This window comes from Craterilacuibacter sinensis, assembly GCF_009831765.1.
Classification (GTDB): Bacteria; Pseudomonadota; Gammaproteobacteria; order Burkholderiales; family Chromobacteriaceae; genus Craterilacuibacter; species Craterilacuibacter sinensis.
Genome location: NZ_WSSB01000013.1, coordinates 39,303 through 54,857 on the forward strand (window position 1 = coordinate 39,303; position 15,555 = coordinate 54,857).

Annotated in this window: 13 protein-coding genes; 8 read left to right on the top strand and 5 right to left on the bottom strand. The window is 60.3% G+C overall.

The genetic code is table 11. From position 1 onward, the window contains the following. Window positions 1–15: 15 nt before the first annotated feature. Both GQF02_RS13170 and GQF02_RS13175 read right to left on the bottom strand, forming a co-directional pair. Window positions 16–1,047 carry a YeiH family protein gene (locus tag GQF02_RS13170; protein WP_160797751.1) on the bottom strand — a complete coding sequence of 344 codons (1,032 nt, stop codon included), beginning with the start codon at window positions 1,045–1,047 and terminating at the stop codon, window positions 16–18. Window positions 1,048–1,162: 115 nt separating this feature from the next. Beyond that, on the bottom strand, window positions 1,163–2,095 hold the full coding sequence (locus tag GQF02_RS13175) for a YeiH family protein (RefSeq protein ID WP_160797753.1): 933 nt from the start codon (window positions 2,093–2,095) through the stop codon (window positions 1,163–1,165). Between the two features lie 161 nt (window positions 2,096–2,256). Here GQF02_RS13175 and GQF02_RS13180 point away from each other — a divergent pair, with 161 nt between their 5' ends. Both GQF02_RS13180 and GQF02_RS13185 read left to right on the top strand, forming a co-directional pair. Continuing rightward, window positions 2,257–3,117, top strand: a complete 861-nt coding sequence (locus tag GQF02_RS13180) for a LysR family transcriptional regulator (RefSeq protein WP_160797755.1) — start codon at window positions 2,257–2,259, stop codon at window positions 3,115–3,117. A gap of 95 nt (window positions 3,118–3,212) precedes the next feature. After that, window positions 3,213–5,531 (top strand): putative bifunctional diguanylate cyclase/phosphodiesterase, encoded by a 2,319-nt coding sequence (locus GQF02_RS13185; RefSeq protein ID WP_160797757.1) that lies wholly within the window; start codon window positions 3,213–3,215, stop codon window positions 5,529–5,531. A 56-nt stretch (window positions 5,532–5,587) separates the two neighbouring features. Here the strand turns inward: GQF02_RS13185 and thrB are convergent, their stop codons facing one another. The 3 genes from thrB to GQF02_RS13200 are packed head-to-tail and all read right to left on the bottom strand — an operon-like array spanning window position 5,588 to window position 7,605. After that, complete coding sequence (gene thrB / locus GQF02_RS13190) at window positions 5,588–6,526, bottom strand: homoserine kinase (protein ID WP_124735935.1); 939 nt, start codon at window positions 6,524–6,526, stop codon at window positions 5,588–5,590. Between the two features lie 9 nt (window positions 6,527–6,535). Further along, window positions 6,536–6,859 (bottom strand): DUF2782 domain-containing protein, encoded by a 324-nt coding sequence (locus tag GQF02_RS13195; protein WP_124735936.1) that lies wholly within the window; start codon window positions 6,857–6,859, stop codon window positions 6,536–6,538. Between the two features lie 17 nt (window positions 6,860–6,876). Further along, entirely contained in the window at window positions 6,877–7,605 is a 729-nt protein-coding gene (locus GQF02_RS13200; RefSeq protein WP_124735937.1) for an LOG family protein, read from the bottom strand. A gap of 14 nt (window positions 7,606–7,619) precedes the next feature. Here GQF02_RS13200 and polA point away from each other — a divergent pair, with 14 nt between their 5' ends. The 6 genes from polA to rfaQ all read left to right on the top strand — a co-directional run bounded on the left by polA (window position 7,620) and on the right by rfaQ (window position 15,554). Next, on the top strand, window positions 7,620–10,421 hold the full coding sequence (gene polA / locus GQF02_RS13205; protein WP_160797759.1) for a DNA polymerase I: 2,802 nt from the start codon (window positions 7,620–7,622) through the stop codon (window positions 10,419–10,421). Between the two features lie 72 nt (window positions 10,422–10,493). Then, entirely contained in the window at window positions 10,494–11,885 is a 1,392-nt protein-coding gene (gene cysG, locus GQF02_RS13210) for a siroheme synthase CysG (protein WP_160797761.1), read from the top strand. Between the two features lie 47 nt (window positions 11,886–11,932). After that, window positions 11,933–12,334 (top strand): PTS sugar transporter subunit IIA, encoded by a 402-nt coding sequence (locus GQF02_RS13215; RefSeq protein ID WP_160797763.1) that lies wholly within the window; start codon window positions 11,933–11,935, stop codon window positions 12,332–12,334. After that, the gene (locus tag GQF02_RS13220; protein ID WP_124735941.1) at window positions 12,327–12,596 is read left to right on the top strand and encodes an HPr family phosphocarrier protein; all 270 of its coding nucleotides are present in this window, start codon (window positions 12,327–12,329) and stop codon (window positions 12,594–12,596) included. Before GQF02_RS13215 ends, GQF02_RS13220 begins: the two co-directional genes overlap by 8 nt. A 51-nt stretch (window positions 12,597–12,647) precedes the next feature. After that, on the top strand, window positions 12,648–14,387 hold the full coding sequence (ptsP, locus tag GQF02_RS13225) for a phosphoenolpyruvate--protein phosphotransferase (protein ID WP_160797765.1): 1,740 nt from the start codon (window positions 12,648–12,650) through the stop codon (window positions 14,385–14,387). A gap of 15 nt (window positions 14,388–14,402) precedes the next feature. Continuing rightward, window positions 14,403–15,554, top strand: a complete 1,152-nt coding sequence (rfaQ, locus tag GQF02_RS13230) for a putative lipopolysaccharide heptosyltransferase III (protein WP_160797767.1) — start codon at window positions 14,403–14,405, stop codon at window positions 15,552–15,554. Window position 15,555 lies beyond the last annotated feature (1 nt).

Consider the following 15,555-nt stretch of genomic DNA (forward strand, 5'->3'; position numbering starts at 1 on the left):
GCTGTTTTTTATCGGTCAGAGCCATGCCAGCAAGGTCGAGCTGATCAGCGCGCCGCCGGCGATAAGCCAGACAAACAGCAGTGCCGCCAGCGCCAGCGGTTTGACGCCGGCCTGGCGGATAGCCGAGATATGGGTGGTCAGCCCCAGTGCGGCCATGGCGGCAGCCAGCATCAGATTGTCGAACGACACAATCCAGGTCACCAGCGGATGGGAGAGCAGATCCAGCGAGTTAAAGCCGGCCACTACCAGAAACAGCACGGCGAACCATGGAATCTGCACCTTGCCGCGCCCCGGCCCGCTGCCGCGATGGCGTTTTGCCAGCCAGCTCGACAGAATCAGCAGAAAAGGCGCCAGCATCATCACCCGTATCATCTTGGTGATCACCGCACTGGTGGCGGCGTCTTCGCTCACCGCCTTGCCGGCGGCGACCACTTGTGCCACTTCGTGAATGGTCGCGCCGCTGAACACGCCGTAGGCGAACTCGTTATTGGCCAGATAACCGGCCTTGACCAGCGCATGCCAGGCGGCCGGATAGACAAACATCGCCAGCGTGCCGAATACCACCACGGTGGCCACTGCCACCGCCACCTTGTCGGCCTTGGCGCGCAGTACCGGCTCGGTTGCCAGCACAGCCGCCGCGCCGCAGATGGCACTGCCTGCCCCGATCAGTATGGTGCTTTCCTCATCCAGACCGAACACCTTGCGTCCCAGATACCAGGCCAGCAGGAAGGTCGAAGTGAGTACCAGCGCATCGATCAGGATGCCAGCCAGACCGACGCCGGCAATGTCCTGAAAGGTCAGGCGAAAGCCGAACAGGATGATTCCCAGACGCAGCAGCTTGGCTTTGGAAAAATTGATGCCTTCGTGGCAGGGGGCGGCAAACAGCGGGTAGATGGTATTGCCTATGATCATGCCGCCGACGATGGCAATGGTCAGCGCCGAAAAGCCGAACTCGCGCATGATGGCCAGCTCGGCCGCCCAGATGGACGCGAAGGCCAGCAGTAATGAGAGCGCAAGGCCGGGAATTAAGGATTTGAGTGGTGGCATGGTGGTGTCTTCTTTCCGTCTCGGAGCGGGAGTCTTGTCGTTAAGACTATAGAAGCCGGTGGCAGGGTATGCTCACCGGCTTCTGCCCGGATAGAAGCCATGCCGCAGTCGTTGTCTACAGCGTAATCGCCGCCAGACTGGCCGTGCCGATGATGGCCCACAAGATCAGCCCCAGTGCCATCGGACGTATGCCGACGGTACGCAGCACATCACGCGACAAGGCGGCACCGATCAGGAACAGGGTGAGTACCAGGGCTTTTTTCGACAGCCAGACTACGCTGCTTGTCAGCGCGGCCGGAATGCTCAGATAGGTGTTGGCAATCATCGCCAGGATAAAGAAGAAGATAAACCACGGAATCTGGATCTTGGCGCTTTTGTCGCGGAACACCAGGGTGGTGACAAAGGCCAGTGGAATGATCCATAGCGCACGGGTCAGCTTGACCGTGGTGGCGATCTTCAGCGCTTCCTCGCTATAGGCCGCACCGGCACCCACCACCGAGCTGGTGTCGTGGATAGCCATCGCCGCCCAGATGCCGAACTGCTGGTCAGTCAAACCGAAGTAGTGGCCCAGCGGTGGGAAGATAAACAGCGCGATGGCGTTGAGTACGAAGATGGTCGCCAGTGCCACCGAGATTTCGCTTTCGCTGGACTTGGTCAGCGGCGACACGGCGGCAATGGCGCTGCCGCCGCAGATGGCGGTGCCGGCGGCGATCAGGTAGGCGGTGCCGTCGGAGAGTTTGAGGTGGCGGCCGATAAACCAGCCCAGCAGCATGATCAGGCTGACCGATACGATGGTAAACAGCATGCCTTCGCGCCCGGAGGCCAGCGACTCATGCAGATTCATGCCGAAACCCAGTCCAATGACCGAGTACTGCAGCAATTGCTTGGACAGTTTCTTGGTCAGGCCGGGCAGAGGGTTGCCCAGCGTCAGGGCAAACACCAGGCCGGCAAACAGACTGATGGCCGGGCTGGTCAGCAGGCATAGCAGGGCGGCGACGGCAAAGAGCACGGTCTTGGTCTGGCAGGTCAAACGGGGAAGAGTAGCCATCTTGTTTTTCTTGATCTGCATGCGGATGTAGCAGCAGATAGACTAATTTTAAAGATAGCGAACAATACCTTCCATTTGCTTATAGGAAAAACAGATAATATTAATGGTATTAATTCGTAAAACTGATTGTTTCAGCCTTGGTCATGGTGGAGGGGAGATAGATGCGCATTACCCTGCGTGAAATGGAAGTGTTTGCCGCCATCGCGACAGAAGGCAGCGTGACGCGTGCGGCGGCGGGGGTGGCTTTGACCCAGTCGGCGGCCAGTCAGGCGCTGGACAAGCTGGAGGCCAGTCTGGGCATGCGCCTGTTTGACCGGGTGGGGCGGCGTCTGGTGCTGAACGAGCACGGGCGCGTGCTGTTGCCGCGTGCCCGTGCCTTGCTGGATAGCGCACATGATGTGGAGACGCTGTTTTTGAGCGATGCCGGCTGGCTCAAGCTGGGCGCCAGTACCACCATTGCCAACTATCTGATGCCGGCGCATCTGGCCGCTTTCCGGCGCGATTACCCTGCCGTGCAACTGGAAATGAAGGTCGCCAATACCCGCGATATTATCGCGGCAGTGCTTGGCTTTGAGGTCGATTGCGCTTTTGTCGAAGGGCCGTGCCATCATCCGGAACTGCTGGTGCTGCCCTGGCGCGAGGATGAACTGGTGATTTTTGCATCCCCCGCCCATGCGCTGGCCGGGCGCAGCCTGACGCCGGCCGAGCTGGCCGGAGCGGCGTGGATTTTGCGCGAGGCCGGTTCCGGCACGCGCGAGGAGGTCGAGCGCCTATTGTTGCCCCATTTGCCCGGGCTGAATCTGGAGATGGAACTGGGCGACTCTGAGGCGATCAAGCGCAGCGTGGCGGCGGGCCTGGGCATTTCCTGCCTGTCGCGCGAAGTGGTGAATGAATGGCTGGCCGATGGCCGTCTGGTCGAGTTATCGGCACCGCTGCCGCGATTGGTACGCAGCCTGTGGCAGGTGCAACAGCGTGAGCGGATTGCGGCCCGGCATTTGCAGGCTTTCCTGCAACGATTGTGAGTGGGTTTTCCTGATGGCAGCTTAATTCATTAATCGGTAGTGGTTTTTATCGGTCCAGTGTAAATTCCATATAAATAAATATGGGAGTGTGGCTTGTGCCAACCCTAACCCCACCGGATCCACCATCTTCTATCCGTCTACAGACGCTGCTGACGCGACGTTTTGTCTTGTTGATGACGGTACTGGCTAGCCTGCTATTGCTTGCCAGCCTGTGTCTGCTCATTCTGTTTACGCATCTGAACGACAAGACCCTGATGCAGGCCGAGGCCGACAAGGCGACCCTGCTCTTGGCCTCCGAACGCGAACGCCTGCAGGCATTGGTGAAGGACTATGCCAGTTGGGATGATGCTTACCGTTATGTCAACCGTCCCGACCGCCGCTTTATCGAAACCAGTTTTTCCGATAGCTATCATGGTCTGGGTGTCGATTTCACCGCCATTTTTCGTCGTAATGGCGAGTTGTTGTACGTCGTTGCCGGTGATAGCCATAGCCCCTTGTCGCCGGCATTGCTGCGTGCCTTGTCTGCGCCGGGTATCCAGAGCCAGAAACTGGCGGCGGGGGAGAGCGTCAAGCATCTGGCTTTTATCGGTTCACGCCCGGCGCAGCTGGCGCTGGCTGGCATCAGTACGACGGATGAAAGCGCCCCCAGCAACGGCATGATGGTGATGGGGCGTTATCTTGACGGGGCCAATATGGCGCGGCTGGGTGCACAGGCCGGGCTGGACGTGGCGGTCGGGCAGGGGCCTGAGGCGGTGCGCGCTGGCTATGGCTGGGATGGGCGGGTGGATTATCGTCTTGTCCGCTCGCTTGCCGAGGCGCCGGGCTGGTCGCTGCAGATCGATAAGCAGCTGGATCACCGCATGCTGTTATGGCTGAGCGGTTTTTTTGCTTGCAGTATTGTTTTGCTGATTGCTACCGCCAGCTGGTGGATGCGCCGTTTTTTGCGCGAACTGGTGATTTATCGTATCGAGCAGTTTGCCCGCCTGGCCCGCGCCGGCGCGGGGAGCGAGACCCACTACTGGCCGGTTGAGGGGCACTGCGAACTGGATGATCTGGCGCAGGCTTACAACCGGCAAATGGATGAGCTGGCCAGGGTGCGGGAGACGCTGCAGCTACAGGCCGTGACGGATCCGCTGACCCGGCTGGGAAACCGCTGGGCGCTGGAGCAGGCGCTGGCGGAAGTGGCAAGACGCAGCGACGGACAGGTCTATAGCCTGCTGCTGCTTGATCTGGATGGCTTCAAGCGGATTAACGACAGCCTGGGTCACCTGGTCGGTGACCAGCTGTTGCAGGCGCTGGCGGAGCTTCTACATCGTGTGCTGGATGGTCGCGGTATGTTGTTCCGTAGTGGCGGAGACGAATTTTGCGCATTGATCGCTGATGATGCCGCCACCTTGTCCGCACATGTGACGCAGCGGCTACTTCCTGTCTTGCGTCAGCCCTTTATTGTGGGCCGCCACGAATTGAAGGTCACTGCGTCAATAGGGCTGGCAAGCTGGCAAGCCGGCATGGAGGTGCTGGCTCTGATGCGCCATGCGTATCTTGCCATGTATGCCGCCAAGCAGCAGGGGCGGGATGGCTTGTGCGTATACCGTCAGGAGATGAGTGCCGCTGCCGATGAGCGTTTGTCGCAGGAACAGGCGTTGCGCAGTGCGGTGGCAAACGACGAGATCCGGCCGTGGTTCCAGCCGGTGGTGGATGCGGTGACAGGGCAGGTGGTGTCGCTGGAAATGCTGGCGCGCTGGTCCTTGAATGGCCACATGATTCCACCGCTGACATTTATCCAGCTGGCCGAAGAAATCGGCTTGATCGGTACCCTGTGGGAGCAGATGCTGCGCCGGGCCTTGGTGGACTTCTGTGCGTTCCGTCTCTTGCAGCCTGCGCTCAAATTGCAGGTCAATCTGTCTGCGTTGCAGCTGCTGGAAGTGAATTTTGCCGCTCGATTGCAGGCGCTGATTGCCGGGCATGGTTTGCCGGTGGATTCCGTTTCGATCGAAATTACCGAAAGTGCGACGCTGGATGAACTGCCCCTGGCCGGGCAGACGCTGGCCGAACTGGTGGGCCTAGGCATAGGCTTGCATCTGGATGATTTCGGCACCGGCTACTCGTCCATGGCGCGGCTATGCGCGCTGCCGTTTGATACGCTCAAGCTGGATCGCAGTTTTGTCCAGTTGCTGGGCGCCGGGGATGACACGCTGGCGCGCACCGTGTACGACATGGCACAGGGCATGGGGCTGGCATTGATTGCCGAAGGTGTGGAAACCGTCGAGGAGTGCCGGCAGTTGCGTGCGATAGGCTACCGGCAGATACAGGGTTATCTGTTTGCCCGCCCGATGGATGGTGTGGCCATGCTCGCCTGGCTGGGCGAGACTCATGATTGGGCGCCGCTTGAACGGCCTGTTGCTGCGGTTTAGCGAGTGTGCCATGGCCTGTACTGAGCGTCTGTCCATCGCTCAGTACAGGCTGATTTTTACAGCCAGAAATCCGTGCGCCTGCTGTAGTCCACAATCAGCTGGCGAAATACCGCCGGGTCCTTGGTAAAGGTCAGCTCGCCTGCAGGCGGGAAGTGCAGATCCAAGAGGCGCGACACCCAAAAGCGCAAGGCACCGGCCCGCAGCATCACTGGCCAGTTTTGCTCTTCTTCCGCCGTGAGCGGCCGCACCTTGCGGTAGCCATCCAGCAGCGCACGCGCCAGCGTATCGTCTATCGTGCCATCGGCCTTGCGCGCCCAGTCATTCAGTGCGATCGCCACGTCGTACAGCAGTACATCGTTGCAGGCATAGTAAAAGTCGATAAAGCCGGCAATGGCCTCGCCCTTCATCAGCACATTATCCTTGAACAGGTCGGCATGGATCACGCCTGAGGGCAGATGATCGAAGCGGTGGCTGTCCTGCAGCTGGATCTCTGCGCGCAGCATGGCCGCGTCACTGTCCGGCAGCCTGGCGTAAAGCGTCTGCGCCGCCTGGCTCCACCAGCGCGGGCCGCGCGGGTTTTTCATTTTGAGGGTGAAGGTGTCGCCGGCACGGTGCAAGGTGGCCAGCATCTCGCCCAGCGCCCGGCATTGCGTCGCCGAGGGCTCGCTGACATCGGCGCCATCCAGACAGGTGACCAGGCAGGCCGGCTTGCCGCACAGCATGGAGGCCAGCCGGTCGGTATTGTCGGCGACAGGTGCCGGGCAGGCGACGCCATGGCGCGACAGATGGCTCATCAGTTGCAGATAGTAGGGCAGTTCGTGCAGTTGCAGCGCTTCAAACAGCGTCAGCACATAACGGCCGTGTGTGGTGGTGACGAAATAATTGGTATTGGTGATACCGGCAGCGATGCCTTTCAGATCGACCAGCTCGCCCAGCGCATAGCCGGCGAGCCAGTCTGTCAGCGCCTGTTTTGTAACCGAGGTGTAAACCGACATGCTTCGTCCTTAGAATCGCATCAAGACCCATTGCGGGATAACGATGCGGCGTGCCGGATCGATCTGCTTGAGGTTGCCGGTGCCATCATCGTCGACCAGATAGTAGGGAAAGCCGATCGATGGCGTCACCTTGATCATATAGAGCAGGCCGTTGATGCGGTATTCCTCTATTTTGTCCGCGCCTTTCTGGATAATGCGCACCTCGGGCTCGGGGCCGGCGCCCTCAATCATGCCGTCGGCGATGGCCGGTGGCGGGGGAACGGGAGCGGCCGGCGGGGTGTCGGCCAGTACCAGCGGGCTGGCAAGCGTCAGGACAAGCAAAAGGTGGCGCATAGTGGTTTCCTTGGTGCTCAAAGATTGAGCAGTTGTTCGTTTTCTTCGGGCAGCGCCTCGAAGCCACGGGTTTCGTAATACTTGAAAATGGTGTCGACAATGGCCTGAGGCTCATCGATCAGCTGCACCAGATCAAGGTCGGCTGCGGCTATCATGCCGCCGTCGACCAATTGGGCGCGTATCCAGTCGAGCAGGCCCTGCCAGAATTCGCTGCCGCATAAAATAATGGGAATCTTGCGGCTTTTGCCGGTCTGCACCAGTGTCAGTGCCTCGAACATTTCGTCCAGTGTACCAAAGCCGCCGGGCATCACCACGTAGGCGATGGCGTATTTGACGAACATCACCTTGCGGCTGAAGAAATGATTGAATTTGAGGCTGAGGTCCTGATACGGGTTGGGCGTCTGCTCGTGCGGCAGTACGATATTGAGCGCAACCGACGGGCTGCGCCCGTAAAATGCCCCCTTATTGGCCGCCTCCATAATGCCGGGGCCGCCGCCGGAGATGACCGAGAAGCCGGCGTCCGACAACAGGCGGGCGACTTCCTCGGTCAGCTTATAATAACGCTGGTCGCGCGCGGTACGCGCGCTGCCGAAAATACTGACTGCAGGCGTGATACCCTGCAGTTCTTCTGCCGACTCAACAAATTCCGACAATATCTTCATCACGTGCCAGGCCTCGCGGGCACGGAAGCGTTGCATCATCTCGTAGCGGTCGCTGCTGGGCGGCAACTTATCGGACAAGCTCATCTTAAAAGCCTCTTATGAAAACACTGCTGCTGATTGACGGCTCTTCTTATCTTTATCGCGCCTTCCATGCCATGCCGGATATGCGCTCGCCCGATGGCAAGCCCATGGGTGCGGTATACGGCATGGTGAACATGTTGCGCCGGCTGGAAAAGGAGGTGGCTTCCGATTATAGCGCCTGCATATTCGATGCTAAAGGCAAGACTTTCCGCGACGAGCTGTATCCCGAGTACAAGGCACAGCGTCCGTCCATGCCGGAAGACCTGGCAAGCCAGGTCGAAGCGGTGCATGCGGTGGTCGAGGCACTGGGCTGGCCCAAGCTGGTGGTGGGCGGGGTCGAGGCCGATGACGTGATCGGCACCCTGGCCCATGCCGGCGAAAAGGCAGGTATGAAGGTCATTGTCTCGACCGGCGACAAGGATATTGCGCAGCTGGTGACGCCCGCCGTGACGCTGGTCAATACCATGACGAATGAGGTGCTGGATGAGGCCGGGGTACTGGCCAAGTTTGGCGTTCCGCCTGAACGCATCATCGATTATCTGACGCTGATTGGCGACAAGGTCGACAACGTGCCTGGCGTGGACAAATGCGGCCCCAAGACCGCGCTCAAGTGGCTGGCCGAATACGACACGCTGGCGGGCGTGATGGCCAACGCCGACAAGATAGGCGGCAAGGTGGGCGAAAACCTGCGCGCGGTGCTGGATTGGCTGCCCAAGGGTCGCGAGCTGATTACCATCAAATGCGATGTCGACCTGGCCGGACATATGGCGCACGGCATGGACAGCCTGGTTCATGGCCGGCGCGATGTGGCGCGTCTGGCTGAATTGTTCCAGCAATTCGGCTTCCGGACCTTTTACCGCGAGCTGATGGAGGAGGGCGGTGCCGCCAGCGTTGCTGTGGCGCCTGCCGTGGCCAAACCTGCGCCGGCACTGCATACGACCGATGACCTGTTTGACTCTCCTGCCCCGCTTGGCGAGGTGGTGGCCCAAGCCTTGCCGCTGGCCGCGCCCTTGGAGCGCGACTACCAGATGATCACCACGCCCGCCCAGCTGGATGTATGGCTGGATAAGCTAAAGCATGCCGAGCTGGTGTCGGTCGACACCGAAACCACCAGCCTGGAGCCGATGGCGGCGCGCATTGTGGGGCTTAGCCTGTCGGTACAGGCCGCAGAAGCGGCGTATATCCCGCTACGGCATGATTACCCCGGTGTGCCCGATCAGCTGGATCTGGAAGATACCCTGGCCAGACTCAAGCCGTGGCTGGAAGATGCCGGCCGGAAAAAAGTGGGGCAGAACCTCAAGTACGACCGCCATGTATTTGCCAACCACGGCATTACCCTTGCCGGCGTGGTTGACGACACCATGCTGGCAAGCTACGTAGTCGAGAGCCATCAGCGCCACAATATGGATGATCTGGCCCGCCGCCATCTGGGTGAAACCACCATCGCCTACGAAGACATCTGCGGCAAGGGCGCCAAGCAGATCGGCTTTGCCGAAGTCGATCTGGACACCGCCACCCGCTACGCCGCCGAAGATGCCGACATTACCCTGCGCCTGAATGCGGTGTTCAAGCCCATGCTGCAAGGCAAGCTGGCCTCGGTCTATCGCGATATCGAGCTGCCCGTGGCTGAAGTGTTGTTCATTATGGAACGCCATGGTGTGTTGATCGACCGTGACCGCCTGCATGCGCAAAGCCATAGTCTGGGGCTGGAGATGCTGACGCTGGAAACGAAGATCCATGATCTGGCCGGGCAGAGCTTTAATATCAATTCGCCCAAGCAGATGCAGGAAATCCTGTTCGGCAAGCTGGGCATTCCGACCAAGGGCGTGAAAAAAACCGCCAGTGGTGGCTATTCCACCGATGAATCGGTGCTGGAAGCGCTGGCGCTGGATTACCCGCTGCCCAAGCTGATCCTTGCGTACCGCAGCCTGGCCAAGCTCAAGTCAACTTATACCGACAAGCTCCCCTTGCTGATTCATCCACAGACCGGGCGTGTGCATACAAGTTATTCACAGGCTGTCGCCGTCACCGGGCGTTTGTCCAGCTCGGACCCTAATCTGCAGAACATTCCGGTGCGCACCGAAGAAGGGCGCCGTGTGCGCGAGGCCTTTATCGCGCCGCCGGGCTCATGCATCGTGTCGGCCGACTACTCGCAAGTCGAACTGAGGATTATGGCCCACCTGTCGGACGACGCGGGCATGCTGGCCGCCTTTGCCGCAGGGGAAGATATTCACCGTGCCACCGCCGCCGAAGTGTTCGGCGTCAGCCTGGAGGAGGTCAGTAGCGAGCAGCGCCGTGCAGCCAAGGCCATCAACTTCGGCCTGATCTACGGCATGAGCGCATTCGGCCTGGCTGCCCAGCTGGATATCGAGCGCAGCGCCGCGCAGCAGTATATCGACCGTTATTTCATGCGTTACCCCGGCGTGGCCGACTATATGGCGCGCACCCGCGAGTCGGCGCGTGAACTGGGCTATGTGGAAACCGCCTTCGGCCGCCGCCTGTATCTGCCGGAAATCCGCGGTGCTAACCCCATGCGCCGTGCCGGCGCCGAGCGCGCGGCGATTAATGCCCCGATGCAGGGCACAGCGGCGGATCTGATCAAACTGGCGATGATTGCGGTACAGGGCTGGTTGCAGCGCGAAAAACTGGCCAGCAAGCTGATTATGCAGGTGCACGACGAACTGGTGCTGGAAGTGCCCATGGCCGAGCTGGATCTGGTCAAGGTCAAACTGCCCGAGCTGATGGCCGGGGTGGCGGCGCTGAAAGTACCGTTGCTGGCCGAAGTCGGTGCCGGCGATAGCTGGGGGGCGGCGCATTAAGTACTGGTACAGAAGAGGCATCCATACCCGGTTTCAGGGTATGCTATTGGCCTGATATGTTGGAGCCGGGCTGTGGATTACTTTCCGATTTTCATGAAGTTGCAGGATCAGGCCTGTCTGCTGGTCGGTGGCGGAGAAGTCGCCTTGCGCAAGGCGCGCTTGCTGCGTAGTGCCGGCGCGCGCTTGCGCATTATTGCGCCCGAGCTTACGCCCGAGCTGGCCGCGTGGGTGGCCGCAGGCGAGGTGGAGCATATTGCTGCGGCTTTTAGGCCGGAGATGCTGGGACACCCGCAACTGGTGATTGCCGCAACGAATGCGCGCGAGGTGAACCAGCAGGTGACGGATGCGGCCAAGGCCGCCGGCATTCCGGTGAATGTGGTGGATGACCCGGAGCTCTCCAGCTTCATTACACCGGCCATTATTGACCGCTCGCCCATGGTGATTGCCGTGTCGACCGGTGGCAAGGTGCCGGTGCTGGCGCGGCTGATGCGTGCGCGGCTGGAGAGCCTGATTCCGGCTGGGTATGGCGCGCTGGCACGCTTTGCCGGTGACTGGCGCGAGCGGGTCAAGGCACGCTTTAGCCAGGTAGACGAGCGCCGTGCCTTCTGGGAGGCGGTGCTGCAAGGGCCGCTGGCCGAGGCGGTGATGGCGGGCAGCGATGGCGGCGATGTCGAAATGGATGCTTTGCTGGCCAGCAACGCGCGCTGGCACGCCGGTTGCGTCTATCTGGTGGGCGCAGGACCGGGCAACCCCGACCTGCTGACTTTCCGCGCTTTGCGCCTGATGCAGCAAGCCGATGTGGTGCTGTACGACAAGCTGGTCGCGCCCGAGCTATTGGAGTTGGTGCGCCGTGATGCCGAGCGTATCTATGTGGGCAAGGCGCGCGCTGATCACACCTTGCCGCAGGACGATATCAACAGCCTGATGGTCAGCCTGGCCAAGGCCGGGCGTCGTGTATTGCGGCTGAAGGGCGGCGACCCGTTTACTTTTGGTCGTGGCGGCGAGGAGATCGATACGCTGGCCGCCGAAGGGATTCCGTTTGAAGTGGTGCCGGGCATTACCTCGGCGTCGGGTGCGGCTGCCTATGCCGGCATCCCGCTTACGCACCGCGACTACGCTCAGTCGGTGGTGTTTGTGACTGGCCATATGAAGGACGGCAGCTTCAACCTCGACTGGCCGGCACTGACCCGGCCACAGCAGACGGTCGTGGTGTATATGGGCTTGAGTCATATTCAGGGGCTATGCGACGGTTTTATCCTGCATGGCAAGGCGGCCGATACGCCGGCGGCGATTGTCGAGCAGGCCACCACCGTGCGCCAGCGCACGCTGACCGGCACGCTGGCCGATCTGCCTGCGCTGGCGCAGGCACACGGCATTGCCTCGCCGGCGCTGATTATTGTCGGCGAGGTGGTGCGCTTGTCGGATCGTCTGGCTTGGTACCGCCGCAAGCCAGCGGGCGGCTGATACAATTACCGTCATCTGCGACGGGTAAAATAACAGGGAGCACCACCATGATCGGCATTTTGCTGATTACCCATTACACCTTGGGCGACAGTCTGCTGGAGTGTGCCAGCCATGTGCTGGGGCATGTGCCGGCGAATGCCCGTGCGCTGGCCGTCGCCTGCGATGCCGAGCCGGCTGCGGTGCAGCAATCGGCACAGGCATTGATCGCATCGCTGGATAGCGGCAACGGCGTGCTGGTGTTGTCGGACATGTTGGGTGGCACGCCGGCCAATATTGCCGGCCGGCTGGCGCTCCACGGCAAGGTCGCGGTGGTCAGCGGTGCCAATCTGCCCATGCTGGTGCGTGCCCTGTGTTATGCGGACAACCCGCTGGAAATGGTCGTGGCCAAGGCCATGAGTGGCGGAGAAGAGGGCGTACAGCTTATGGATAACGGGGAGCAAGATGCTTAAACAAGAAGTCGAAATCATCAATAAATTGGGTCTGCATGCGCGGGCTTCCAGCAAGTTCACCCAGACTGCCGGCCGTTTCAAGAGCGAGGTATGGATTGCGCGCAATGGCCGCCGCGTCAACGGCAAAAGCATTATGGGGGTGATGATGCTGGCGGCGGGTAAAGGATCTACCGTCGAGCTGGAAGTGAATGGCCAGGACGAAACGGATGCACTGGCCGCATTATTGGGTTTGATCAATAACCGCTTCGACGAAGCGGAGTAAGTTCGGCGTACCAAGGCACGCGTTAAAACCAATATCGGGGAGAGAAGGGGCATGAGCATTATCCTGCACGGCGTCGCGGTAGGCGGGGGTATCGCCATCGGGCGCGCACACCTGCTGGCGCAGAGCATGACCGACGTGCCGCATGTGCTGCTCGCTTGCGAGGAGGTGCCGGCCGAGCAGTTGCGTTTTGACGAGGCAATCCGTGCCACGCGCAAAGAGCTGGAAATGCTCAGGGGCAGCATTCCGCAAAATGCCCCGGCCGAGCTGGGTGCCTTTTTGTCGCTGCACATTATGCTGCTGGGTGATATCACCATCTCGTACGAACCGCGGGAATTGATAGCCGAGCAGAACTGCAATGCAGAGTGGGCGCTCAAGCTGCAGTGCGACCGCCTGGTCGAGCAGTTCGATGCAATGGACGACGACTATTTGCGCGAGCGCAAGCACGACGTGTTGCAAGTGACCGAGCGCATCTTCAAGAATCTGCGCGGCCACGCGGGTGAATTGCTGGCGCCCGATATTCTCGCCGACGATACCATTCTGGTCGCGCACGACTTGTCGCCGGCCGATATGGTGTACTTCAAGGAGTCCAACGTTGCGGCCTTTATTACCGATGTTGGCGGCAGCACCAGCCATACCGCCATCCTGGGGCGCGGTCTGGACTTGCCCTCGGTGATTGCGCTGCATCACGGGCGCGAGCTGATCTGCGAAGAAGAAGTCATCATCGTCGATGGCCTGCAAGGCGTGGTGATCATCAATCCCGAGCCTGTCGTGCTCGCCGAGTATCGCCGCCGCCAGCGTGCCTGGCGCGACAAGAAACGCAAGCTGTCCAAGGTGCGCAAGGCGCATGCCACCACCCAGGACGGCACCGTGATCGAACTGTTGGCCAATATCGAATTGCCCTCCGATGTAAACGATGTACACGGCAGCGGTGCCGTAGGCGTCGGCCTGTTCCGCAGCGAATTCCTGTTTCTCGGGCGCGACACCCTGCCATCGGAAGAAGAGCAGTATCTGGCCTACCGCGAAGTGGCCGAGTCGCTCAAGGGCGCGCCGGTGACCATACGCACCATGGATCTGGGTGCCGACAAGAACCCCAAGTGGCTGGGACGCAGCAGCGCCGATAACCCCGCGCTGGGCCTGACCGGCATCCGCCTGTGTCTGGCCGAGCCGCTGATGTTCCGCGAACAGCTTCGCGCCCTGCTGCGCGCCTCGGCGCACGGCAAGATCCGCATCCTGTTTCCCATGATCAACTCGCTCTCCGAGCTCAAACAGGCGCTGGCCCAGCTGGATTATGCACGGCAAGAACTGCGCGAAGTCGGCTTCCCGTTTGCCGAAGAAATCGAAGTCGGTGCCATGATCGAGATCCCGTCGGCGGCGCTGGTGGTCGGCAGCTTCCTCAAATATGTCGACTTTGTCTCCATCGGTACCAATGACCTGATCCAGTACACGCTGGCGATAGACCGCAACGACGATTCGGTCAGCCATCTGTATGACCCCATCCACCCTGCTGTGTTGAAACTGATCGGCCACACCATCAAGACCGCCACCCGCGGCAATGTGCCGGTCTCTGTTTGCGGAGAAATGGCCGGCGATGCCAGACTCACCCGATTGCTGCTGGGCATGGGCCTGCGCCGCTTCTCCATGCACCCGGCCAGCGTGCTGGCGGTGAAGCAGGTGGTACGCGAAACCCACCTCGACACCATCGCCCCCATCGTGTCGCGCATGCTCAGAAGTGAAGATCCTGATAAGATTGCCGACCTGTTGCAACAACTCAATGCTCAGCCGGACGTTTGATCCGGCTTTTTACTTATGCTGAAAGACGCCATCGATCTTGGCCGGGTGCAGCGCGCCCTGGTTGTTCGTCTGATGTTTCACGGGGATGTTCTGCTGTCGACGCCTGTGGTGACCACGCTTAAAGAGATGGCGCCACATATCAATATCGACGCGCTGGTCTACCACGAAACACGGGATATGCTTTCCCTGCATCCTGATCTCGACCAAGTGTTTACGATTGACCGTAACTGGAAGAAGCAAGGCGTGTCGTTTCAGTTACGCCAGGAGTGGCGTCTTTTGTCGGCGTTGCGTGCGCGGCATTACGACTTGGTGGTGATTCTGAATGACAGCAACCGGGCGACTTGGCTGGTGAAACTGCTGTCTCCACGCTGGTCTGTTGGGCCGGATAATCCCGGGCGAGGCCGTTTATACCGGAAAACGATGACGCATCGTTTTCAACTGGCGCGTAACCGGCATATGGTGGAGCTGCATCTGGACGCACTGCGCTGCCTTGGATTACCCGTCGACTCTTCCGCTGCGCATGCCCGGCTATCCATTGTTTCGGGAGCCGGGGCGGAGGCGAGTGTAGAAAATCATTTGTCAGTGCACGCCTTGCAGCCGGGCAACTTCGTACTGGTCCATCCCGGTTCCCGCGGGGTTTACAAGTGCTGGCCAGAGTCGAAAATGGCCAGACTGATTGACACTTTGAGTGTGCAAGGTATACGCGTTGTGCTATCGGGCTCTCCTGCTGCTGCCGAACTGGAAATGCTGGTTAGGATCAAGGCTCAGTTGGCTCACCCTGTTGTTGATCTGAGTGGACAGCTCTCGCTTAAGGAACTGGCTGCTTTGGTGGCACAATCCGCGATGCTGATTGGGGTCGATTCGCTCCCCGTGCATCTGGCTTCGGCATGTCAGGTGCCTGTTGTCGCGCTGTTTGGACCATCGCTTGAGCAGGTGTGGGCACCATGGAGGACGCCACACCGGATTGTCGGTGCGACGTTGCCTTGTCGTCCCTGCGGGCTCGCTGGCTGTGGCGGCAGTGGGCAGAGCGATTGCATGGATAAGATAAGCGTGCAGGAGGTTCTGGATGCCGTGCAGTCGTTGCGCCAAACACTGGAAATCGCTCCACAACATCACCGGACTGATCGCGCATCGCGTACCCAGTTCGTCCGAGTAGACAAACATTGAA